At 73.8% G+C, this 9149-nt stretch carries 11 protein-coding genes; 7 read left to right on the top strand and 4 right to left on the bottom strand.

Going from position 1 to position 9149, the window contains the following annotated elements:
* A partial coding sequence (locus FMEAI12_RS03855; RefSeq protein WP_146776586.1) for a transposase occupies positions 1-199 on the bottom strand: 199 nt, incomplete at its 3' end.
* Between the two features lie 320 nt (positions 200-519).
* On the opposite strand from FMEAI12_RS03855, the gene FMEAI12_RS37005 reads away from it, so the two are divergent.
* Positions 520-669 (top strand): hypothetical protein, encoded by a 150-nt coding sequence (locus FMEAI12_RS37005; protein ID WP_020458332.1) that lies wholly within the window; start codon positions 520-522, stop codon positions 667-669.
* Positions 670-734: 65 nt separating this feature from the next.
* On the opposite strand, the gene FMEAI12_RS03850 is transcribed toward FMEAI12_RS37005, so the two are convergent.
* Positions 735-1493: an alpha/beta fold hydrolase gene (locus FMEAI12_RS03850; RefSeq protein WP_083390726.1), complete on the bottom strand. Its 759-nt coding sequence runs from the start codon at positions 1491-1493 to the stop codon at positions 735-737.
* Positions 1494-1831: 338 nt separating this feature from the next.
* On the opposite strand from FMEAI12_RS03850, the gene FMEAI12_RS03845 reads away from it, so the two are divergent.
* The 5 genes from FMEAI12_RS03845 to FMEAI12_RS39450 all read left to right on the top strand — a co-directional run bounded on the left by FMEAI12_RS03845 (position 1832) and on the right by FMEAI12_RS39450 (position 6318).
* Positions 1832-2557: a GntR family transcriptional regulator gene (locus FMEAI12_RS03845; RefSeq protein ID WP_112104996.1), complete on the top strand. Its 726-nt coding sequence runs from the start codon at positions 1832-1834 to the stop codon at positions 2555-2557.
* Positions 2558-2636: 79 nt separating this feature from the next.
* Positions 2637-3380 (top strand): cysteine hydrolase family protein, encoded by a 744-nt coding sequence (locus FMEAI12_RS03840; protein WP_020458328.1) that lies wholly within the window; start codon positions 2637-2639, stop codon positions 3378-3380.
* A 26-nt stretch (positions 3381-3406) separates the two neighbouring features.
* Positions 3407-5008 carry an allophanate hydrolase gene (locus tag FMEAI12_RS03835; protein ID WP_235013673.1) on the top strand — a complete coding sequence of 534 codons (1602 nt, stop codon included), beginning with the start codon at positions 3407-3409 and terminating at the stop codon, positions 5006-5008.
* Positions 5009-5199: 191 nt separating this feature from the next.
* Positions 5200-5802, top strand: a complete 603-nt coding sequence (locus FMEAI12_RS03830) for an STAS domain-containing protein (protein ID WP_112104993.1) — start codon at positions 5200-5202, stop codon at positions 5800-5802.
* A gap of 69 nt (positions 5803-5871) precedes the next feature.
* Positions 5872-6318, top strand: a complete 447-nt coding sequence (locus tag FMEAI12_RS39450; protein WP_112104995.1) for a metal-sensitive transcriptional regulator — start codon at positions 5872-5874, stop codon at positions 6316-6318.
* A gap of 48 nt (positions 6319-6366) precedes the next feature.
* Here FMEAI12_RS39450 and FMEAI12_RS03820 read toward each other — a convergent pair whose 3' ends face one another.
* Positions 6367-6834: a MarR family winged helix-turn-helix transcriptional regulator gene (locus FMEAI12_RS03820; RefSeq protein WP_071060054.1), complete on the bottom strand. Its 468-nt coding sequence runs from the start codon at positions 6832-6834 to the stop codon at positions 6367-6369.
* 103 nt (positions 6835-6937) lie between these two features.
* Here FMEAI12_RS03820 and FMEAI12_RS03815 point away from each other — a divergent pair, with 103 nt between their 5' ends.
* Positions 6938-7621: an alpha-ketoglutarate-dependent dioxygenase AlkB gene (locus FMEAI12_RS03815; RefSeq protein WP_071060053.1), complete on the top strand. Its 684-nt coding sequence runs from the start codon at positions 6938-6940 to the stop codon at positions 7619-7621.
* Here the strand turns inward: FMEAI12_RS03815 and FMEAI12_RS03810 are convergent.
* Positions 7591-9045 carry an MFS transporter gene (locus FMEAI12_RS03810; RefSeq protein WP_112104992.1) on the bottom strand — a complete coding sequence of 485 codons (1455 nt, stop codon included), beginning with the start codon at positions 9043-9045 and terminating at the stop codon, positions 7591-7593. The genes FMEAI12_RS03815 and FMEAI12_RS03810 overlap by 31 nt on opposite strands.
* Positions 9046-9149 lie beyond the last annotated feature (104 nt).

Here is a 9149-nt window from a genome sequence, read left to right as displayed (position 1 = left end):
CCCACATACGGAACCGGTCGTAGATCGTCGACCAGGAGCCGTAGCTGTTCGGCACGTCCCGCCAGGGGCTTCCGGTACGGAACCTCCACATCACCGCGTTGAAATAGCTGCGCAGGTCAGGGATCGGTCCGGACGCCCCCAGCGGGAGGTGCGGCTCGATCAACTCCCATTCACCATCGGTCAGATCACCACGCGTCATACCACTGTGCTACCAGCCGAAACACCCACACGAAGGACGAACACCCCGATTGTGATCCAGACTCAGAACAGGCCCTAGTGCCACCAAGGGGCTGGCCTGGTTCCCCGGGCCCCGGGCTTCGGGGCCCGGGGCCCGGGGCCCGAAGATGAGCGTCGGAACGGGACCGGTGGCGGGCCGTGTCGTCTGCCCCGTCCGGCGGGGCCGCGCCGGTAGATTGGCCCCGCCGCCGGTGCCGCCGCTCGCGAGGACACCGGCCGGACAGGACCGCCCCGCACAGACCGAGCGGCCACCGGGCCGCATGGCGATCGGAGGAGATCCTCATGGGAGACGCGCCGCTGCCCGACCACGAGCTCCCCAGCGACGAGCGGGAGATCGGCTGGGGCGACGAGACCCTGCTCGACGAGAACGAGGCCGACGCCGACCTAGCCCGTCTCCTGGCGGATCTGCCGCCCCACCACGTCGAACGCTGACCCGGCCGCTCAGCGCAGGCAGATCAGCGCAGGCGGCCCAGCACCTGCCGCTCAGCGCCGGCGGATCAGTGTGGGAGGCCGGCCGCGGTCTCGGCGAGCAGCGCGGCGAACAGCTCCGGCGCTTCCAGGTGGACGGCGTGACCGCACCCCGGCAGCACCCGGACGGGAAGATCGAACCGGGCCCGCAGCGCCGCGGCCGCGCGATGCCGCACGGGCGGTGACTGTGCGCCGACGGTGATCAGGACCGGTGGCGCCCCCACGGGCGGTGAGCCCGGCTCGAAGCCGAGGAACATCTCGAGGTCGCGCTCCACCATCGCGATGTCGGCCGGCGCGTGCCCCGGCCGCCAGCACGGGCCGTAGAGCCGCTGCCCGAACGCCGTCACCCCGCCCGAGGCGAACGCCTCCGCCATCGGGGTGAGCAGCCCCGGGACGAGCGAGCCGACCGCCGGCTCGTGCAGCACGGCGGCGACCATGGGGACGCCGGCCGCGAGCATCGCGAGACCGAGGGTGGCGCCGCCGCTGACTCCCCCGAGCACCCGGCCGGCCACGGACGGCGCCAGTGCCGCGATCTCCGCGGCCAGCTCGCCGGTGGACGGGCGGTCCGGAGCGTGCACCTCCCGGCCGGCGAGTGCCGCGCGCACACCCGACCACACCGCCCCGGTCGTCGCGGTGCCGTGCAGCAGGAGGAAGGCCGGGCCCGCGGCAGTCCCGGCGCCACGGCCGGCGGCGACAGCACCCTGGGCGGGGCCGCCCTGCGGGACGCTTCCCTGCGCGCTGCCGCCCTGGGGGGTGCTGCGGGTCCCGTGCGCGCCGCGCGGCTCCATCCGGCCACCTTCCGCACCCTCGATTAACGGGTACTTAACCGTCGACGTGTGAATGTAACTGCGCGAGTGTTGATCAGAAAATTCTTCGTCTCTACCTTCACTTTCATGTACACGACACTGTATACAGCTCGGTATGCAGAAAGCCGCGGACGGGTGCTCCGCCCGCCACCGCGGGCCGGGCCCGGCCACACACCCGCCGCGGCCGGCACCACGACCTGCACTGCTGCCTGTGCCGCGATCCCGGCAAGGCCCCGCGCCGCGTGCCCCGCGAGGCGGGTCACCGGTGGGACGGCGGGCGGGTGGTACGTCCGCGCCGTCCATGGCAGATGCTCGGCGTCATGACACCGTCGCCAACCACCCGGGCCTCCGGCTCGGGGAACCTGCGGGACCATGTCTACGTCGCGCTGCGCCATCGGCTCATGTCAGGGGAGTTCTCCTTCCGGGACCGCCTGGGAGAGGAACGCGTCGCCGCGCTGCTGGGAGTGTCGAGGACACCGGTACGCGAGGCCCTGACCCGGCTCGCCGGAGACGGCCTGGTCGAGAAGCGGCAGGACGGCGGCTACTACCCCGCCGAACCCGACCTCGCCGGGCTGCGCGACCTGTACGAGATCCGGGTCACGCTGGAGCTGCGCGGGCTGCAGCGGGCGCTGGAGTCCGGCGCGGCGCACCAGGCCGCACTGCTCGAACCGCTGCGCGACGACTGGCGGGCGCTACGCGCCGATCCCCCCACGCCCGACCCGGCCTTTGTGGCCCTGGACGAGAACTTTCACATCACGCTCAGCCGGGCGTCCGGCAATGGCGAGCTCGCGAACATGCTCGACGCTGTGAACGCCCGGATCCGCCCCGTGCGGATGTACGACTTCCTGACCGCCGACCGGATCGATCTGACCATCACCCAGCATCTCGACATCCTCGAGAAGGTGCTCGCCGGGGAGATGGAGGCGGGTGTGCGGGCGCTGCGCAGCCACGTCGGCGAGTCGATGGAGGTCGTGGAGCGGCGGGCGGCCCGGGCCATCACCCAGATGGTGCTGAACCGCGGACGTCCGCCCCGCTCGGCCACCTAGCACGGTGCGCCGACGGGAAACGCTGCGCCGGCGGAAAACGCTGTGCCGACGAGAGACCTGGACGGCCGAGGAGGAGCAGATGACCGTCACGACCGAACCCGTGGCCCCCGCGAGCGGTGGTCTCACCGTGGGGCCCGTCACCGCCGAGCCCTACAACTGGCCCTACGACGGCTCGTTCAGCCCCGCGACCACCGCCGTCATCAACATCGACTGGCAGGTCGACTTCTGCGGCGATGGCGGCTACGTCGACACGATGGGGTACGATCTCGAGCTCACCCGGGCGGGCCTGGCCCCCACGGCGGCGCTGCTCGGGGTGCTGCGTCCCCTGGGCTTCATGATCATTCACACCCGGGAGGGGCACCGCCCCGACCTGTCCGACTGCCCGCCGAACAAGCTGTGGCGCTCGAAGCGGATCGGCGCCGGGATCGGCGACGCGGGCCCGCGCGGGCGCATCCTCACCCGCGGCGAGCCGGGCTGGGAGATCGTCCCCGAGGTCGCGCCACTGCCCGGCGAGGTGATCATCGACAAGCCGGGCAAGGGCTCGTTCTACGCCACGGACCTCGACCTCGTGCTGCGCCGGCGCGGGATCACCCACATCATCCTGACAGGCATCACCACGGACGTCTGCGTCCACACGACGATGCGCGACGCCAACGACCGCGGCTACGAGTGCCTGATCCTCTCGGACTGCACGGGCGCGACCGACCCCGCCAATCACCGGGCGGCCCTGCACATGGTGACGATGCAGGGCGGGGTGTTCGGCGCCGTCGCGACCTCGGCGGCGGTGCGGGACGCGGTCTCGGCCGCGCTCGCGGCGGCCTGAGCGACCGCCCGGTGAGCAACCGCCCGGTGAGCGACCGGAGCACGCGCCGCCCCACCCCACCGGACCTGCAGGCCGACGTCCTGCGCGCCGGCTACCTCGCGGGACGGCTGAGCGTGCGCGAGGTGGTGGACGGCGTCTACGACCGGATCGCCGCACGCGGCGACGACGGAGTGTGGATCACCCTGGTGCCCCGCGCGGAGGCGATGCGCCGGGCCACCGAGCTGGACGTCCTGCTGGCGAGCGCACGCCTCGGACACGCCGGCCCCGACGGGCTCGGGCCCGAGCCCGGGACGACGGCCGGGACCGGGCCCAGCCTGCCCCCCCTGTTCGGGCTGCCGTTCGCGGTGAAGGACAACATCGACGTCGCCGGGCTGCCCACGACGGCCGGCTGCCCCGATTTCAGCCGGCTCCCGGCGGGCACCGCGCCGGCGGTCGCCCGGCTGCTCGCGGCCGGCGCGGTCTGCGTCGGGAAGACCAACCTCGACCAGTTCGCCACGGGGCTGTCCGGCACCCGCTCCCCCTACGGGATCCCCTCGTCCCCGTTCGACCCGTACATGATCGCCGGAGGGTCGAGCTCGGGATCCGGTGTGGCCGTCGCGGACGGGCTGGTCACGTTCGCGGTCGGCACGGACACCGCCGGCTCGGGCCGGGTGCCGGCGGCGCTGACGAACACCGTCGGGCTCAAGCCGTCCCGCGGGCTGGTGAGCACAAGGGGCGTGGTGCCCGCCTGCCGCTCGCTGGACTGCCCGAGCGTCTTCGCGCTCTCCGTACCCGACGCCTACCGCGTGCTGTCGGTGATGAGCGGCTACGACGAGGAGGACCCGTACTCCCGCCGGTTCCCCGGGCTCGGAAGCCCGGCGCCGGGCGTAGCGCCGCGGACCGGAGCGCCGCGGGCCGAGGTGCCGCGGGCCGAGGTGCCGCGGGCCGAGGTGCCGGAGCCGGTCCGGCCGCGGATCGGCGTGCCCCGGGCCGATCAGCTCGACTTCCTCGGCGACGCGGGCGCCGCGGCCGTGTTCGGCGTCGGCGTGGGCCTGCTCGCCGACGGGGGCGCCGAGGTGACGGAGATCGACCTCGGCCCGTTCCTGGAGGCGGGCACCCTGCTCTACGGCGGCCCGTGGCTGGCGGAGCGGTACGCCGCCGTGGAGGCGTTCCTTCAGACGGTCCCGGACGCCGGCCCGGCGGACCCGGTGCATCCCGTCATCCGGGCGGTTCTCGAACCGGGCGCGGGAATCACCGGCGCCGAGGTGTTCCGCGGCCTGACCCGGCTGCGCGCCCTACGGCGCAGCGCGGAGCGGACGTGGGTGGACGTCGACATGGTCGTGGTGCCGACCGTTCCGACGACGTACCGGATCGACGCGATGCTCGCCGACCCGATCCGCCTCAACGCGAGCCTCGGCCGGTACACGACGTTCGCGAACCTGCTGGACCTGGCCGCGGTGGCTGTTCCGGTGGGATTCGCGGCGGGCCTGCCGTTCGGTGTCACCCTGCTGGCTCCGGCGGGGGGCGACGAGCTGCTGGCGGCGCCGGCCGAGCTGCTGCACCGGTGCAGCGGCCTGCCGGTCGGCGCGGGCTCCCATTCCCTCCTGCTCCCCGCCGCCACCGACGTCGCGGCGGAGATCCTGGCCTGAGACACCGGCGCTTCTACCAGCTCCGACCAGGCCGACGCTCGTAAATGTGACACGCTATACACGTGCTGCCGGCACAACACAAGGTGACTTTCGGCATTGGTTTCCGTCACGAGAGGGCGCGATACTTACCGGGCAGGAACCTGGGGTAACTCTCGCGCGTCTACCGCGACCTCGCTCCCTTCGGAGACGACGTGACGCTCACCATCGGCAAAGAAGCCGGCACTCTCACCACCCATGCCGGCCGTGCGGCAGGGCCTTCGACGGCACTCGTGCCGGTCACGGCGGCCCCACCGACGGGGGCCCCACCCGGGGCGCTACCGCTGCGCGCCTCCGGGGCGGCGCCACCCGGCCCGGTGGCCACGGCCGAGATCACACCGACCACCGCAATCGCGGGCACCGCCGCGATTGCGGTGGTCGCCGCCGGGGGCAGGGTGGTGGCCGCTGCCGCGCTCTCCGCCGTCGAGCCCCGCCCCTCGGCGTGTCCCCTCTCGGCCCGTGTCGAGCTCTGGGAGGAGGGTGCCGTCATCCACCTGTCCGGGCTGCTCGTGGCGAGCGCCGCGAGCGCGGCGCGGTCCGCCGTCGCGAGGGCGGCCGCCCTCGGGCAGCGGGAGATCATCGTCGATCTCGCCGGCGTGCGGGACGCCGATCCACTGGGAGCGGTGCTGCTCGGAGCCATGAGCCGGCATGCCACCCGCTGCGGCTCCCGGCTGCGCCTGCGCAACGCGGGGCCGCGGGTCCGCCAGGCGCTGGACGACCGGGGCGTCCGGGTCGAACTGCTGGGCCCCCTGGGCTGACCTCGACGGTCACCCCTGTTCGCACGTACCGTTGGGGGGTATCTCCGGGGTGACGGCGTGGGGCGGGCGGTGCGAGTGAAGGCCGAAGTCAGCCAGACGACTCAGGACCAGGCGGCTCAGAGCCAACCGGAGCTGGGCCGACCGGAGGCGAGCCAACCGGAGGCGGGCCGGTCGGACGAGAGCCAGCCGGACGGGAGCCGACCAACCCCACCCCACTCCGATCACGGAAAGTCGCAGCACGGTTACGCAAACAGCAAGGACGAGTACACCGCCCGGCTGCGGCGGATCGAGGGCCAGGTCCGCGGCCTGCAACGCATGGTCGCCGAGGACAAGTACTGCATCGACATCCTCACCCAGGTGTCCGCGGCCACCCGGGCCCTGCAGTCCGTGGCGCTCGGCCTGCTGTCCGATCATCTCGCGCACTGCGTGGCCCAGGCCGTCGCCGAGGGCGGGCCCGCGGCGGACGAGAAGGTCCGCGAGGCGACCGCGGCCATCGCCCGCCTCGTCCGGTCCTGAGGCCGGGAACATCGACCGATCCCACTGACCAGGCCGTCCCGGGTGATCTCACTCGTTGGGCGGGCGGGGGCGGTCGCCGAGCGCCTCGACCAGGCGGCCGAGGGCCGGCAACGCGGCGATGATCGCGTCGCGGTCGTGGTCGGCGAGGAGCTCCATGGCGGTGCCGATGCGCCGCTCGTGCGCCTGCAGCCATCCGGTGAGCGCCTGCTCGCCCGCCTCGGTGAGCCGCAGGGCCACGGCCCGGCGGTCCGCCGGATCCCGCTCGCGCCGCACGAGGCCGGCATCGGTGAGCTGGGCGACCAGCGTCGAGACCGAGTTCGGCGCGAGCCGCAGCAGCCCGGCGAGCTCACCGACCCGGGTGCCGTCCCGCTCGGCGACACACTGGAGCAGCTCCACCTGTGCCATGGGCAGCGACTCCCACGGGATGTCCGCGCGGATGCTGCTGCGCAGCACCCGCCGCAGCCGGGTGACGACCTCGGTGAGGCCCACGGCGTTGGCATGCTGATCTACCGTCATGACAACCGGGAGGTTACGCCCGCGGAAGCCCGGCGTCCGGTCATCCCGCACGGTTCGACCCCGCCGCCTCCGGGCCCTGTGCGGACGGAGGTAGCGTCGGGCGATGACCGGTGACGACGGCCGGCGGGTCATCCCCGGCGTCGACCCGTCCGCGGTGTTCGAGCGGGTGCGCCTCGACGACCACTCCTGGGTGGACGTCGCCCGCGGCTGGATGTCCGGGGCGGACGAGCTCTACGACGCCGTCCGGGACGGCACCTCCTGGCGGCAGGGAACCATGTGGCGCTACGAGCGCCACGTGACCGAGCCGCGGCTGAGCGCCTTCATCCGCAGCGGGCACCCGGTGCCCTTCCCCGCCCTGCTGGACGCCTACCGCGCGCTGCGGCGCCGTTACGGGGTCGACTTCGACGGCTACGGGATGTCCTGGTACCGCGACGGGAACGACGCCGTCGCCTTCCACCGCGACCGCGAGATGCGCTGGCTGGACGACACGGTAATCGCGATCCTCACCCTCGGCGCGCGCCGGCCGTTCCTCGTGAAGTCCCGGCACCTGCCGCCCGGCCGCCGCATCCTCAACGACCCGATGGCTCCCGGTGGCCGCGACCTCGCCCCGGCTGGCGGCGACCTGCTCGTGCTCGGCGGGCGCGCGCAGGCCGACTGGCTGCACGCGGTGCCCCGGGTCCCCGGGTACGTGGGCGGGCGCATCTCGGTGCAGTGGCGGTGGACGTCCCGCGCCGGCCAGCCGGAGATCGGGCCCGGTTACGGCGCCGCGCGGTCGTTCTCGCGCTGACGCGGCAGCCCGCTGCCCGGCAGCGTGGGCGCGGCGGCTGTGGCGGCGAGCAGTGCCCCGCCGAGCGCGATCGCGGCGAGCAGCAGCATCGTCGCGACGAAGCCACCCGCCGCGTAGGCGAGAGCCGACACCGAAACACCCAGGGCTGTGCCGAGCCCTCGGGTCATGTTCACCACGCCGCTGGCCATCCCGCTCTGCTGTGCCGGCACGGCAGCCATGACGGCGCCGTTGTTGGACGGGGTGAACAGGCCGAGCCCGCAGCCGATCAGCGCCAGCGAGGGCACGCCGACAGCCGGGCCGCTCCCCCCCGCCGCCAGCAGGCCGAGGCCGCCGGCCACGCACACCATCGCGCCGGACGTCACCGCGCGGACGCCGAGCCGGGTGACGAGCGTGCCCGCGACCGGCGCCGCGACCCCGATCGCGATCGGCAGGGTCGCCAGCAGCAGGCCCACCGCCACGGCGCCGTCGTCGGAGTTCTGCGGGATCGTGAGCAGCAGGCCGAACAGGACGAGGAAGGAGAGCGTCCCCGCGGCCAGCCGCGGCCCGACCGCCCGGTGCAGCACGAGCGGCAGGTCGACCATCGGGCTCGCGGCGGACGACTCACGGCGGACGAACAGCACCCCGCCGAGCGCCGCGACCAGCACCAGCCCGCCGACGGCGGCGAGCGGGCCGACCGAGCGGGCGGACTCGCCGACCGACAGCGCGAGCAGCACGGCCGACACCGTGGGCATCAGGAGGGCCAGGCCCCGCCAGTCGAACGGCGTCCGCGGCGCGTGCGCCCTCGTGCGGGGCAGCAACAGGACGCCGAGCACGAACCCGAGCACGCCCGCGGGTATGTGGGCCCAGAAGACCCACCGCCACCCGCCGAGCTCGAGCAGCAGACCGCCGGCCAACGGCCCGAGCGAGAGCCCGAACGCCTGGGCGGCGCCCTGGGCGCCGAGCGCCGCGGTGAGACGCCTCGGCTCGACGGTCGTCGCGATCAGGGCGACGCTGTTCGCCTGCAGCATGGCCGCGCCGAGGGCCTGCGCGACCCGGCAGACGATGAGCACCCCGATGCCGGGGGCCAGGGCGGCGCCGACCGAGGCCACCGTGAACAGGGCGAATCCGTACAGGGTCAGCAGCTTGCGGCCGTACATGTCGGCGAGCCGGCCGAGCGCGGCGATGGTCGCGACCAGCGTCACCAGGTAGGAAAGGCTGACCCAGGTCGCCAGGCCGAGCGACACGCCGAAGTCGGCACGCAGGTCGGCGAGCGCGATCGTGACGATGCTGGCGTCGAGCTGGCCCAGGAAGCTGCCGATGCAGACGGTGCCGACCGCAAGCACGGTCGCCAGCGACGACTCACGGATCCTGGCCGGCCGGGCGGGCTCCCGCAGCAGGGCACCGGCCGCACCGGACATCCGTCCTGGCCGGCTCGCGATCTCCACACCCTTATATTCCTCTGCAACAGAGGTATCTGTCGACCGCAACCGGACGAAGTCACACGGACACACCGGGCAGCGCCGCTCACGGAAGGCGGGCGGGACCGACC

Source organism: Parafrankia sp. Ea1.12, from assembly GCF_900465275.1.
Lineage (GTDB): Bacteria > Actinomycetota > Actinomycetes > Frankiales > Frankiaceae > Parafrankia > Parafrankia soli.
Note: the sequence above shows the minus strand (reverse complement) of the source record. Positions and strands in the feature narration are given on the sequence as shown.

What these genes read in the sequence shown, in the direction of transcription:
- FMEAI12_RS37005 (WP_020458332.1), top strand. Translation starts at nt 520, where the DNA reads ATGGGAGACGCGCCGCTGCCCGACCACGAGCTCCCCAGCGACGAGCGG.
- FMEAI12_RS03850 (WP_083390726.1), bottom strand. Translation starts at nt 1,493, where the DNA reads ATGGAGCCGCGCGGCGCGCACGGGACCCGCAGCACCCCCCAGGGCGGC.
- FMEAI12_RS03845 (WP_112104996.1), top strand. Translation starts at nt 1,832, where the DNA reads ATGACACCGTCGCCAACCACCCGGGCCTCCGGCTCGGGGAACCTGCGG.
- FMEAI12_RS03840 (WP_020458328.1), top strand. Translation starts at nt 2,637, where the DNA reads ATGACCGTCACGACCGAACCCGTGGCCCCCGCGAGCGGTGGTCTCACC.
- FMEAI12_RS03820 (WP_071060054.1), bottom strand. Translation starts at nt 6,834, where the DNA reads ATGACGGTAGATCAGCATGCCAACGCCGTGGGCCTCACCGAGGTCGTC.
- FMEAI12_RS03815 (WP_071060053.1), top strand. Translation starts at nt 6,938, where the DNA reads ATGACCGGTGACGACGGCCGGCGGGTCATCCCCGGCGTCGACCCGTCC.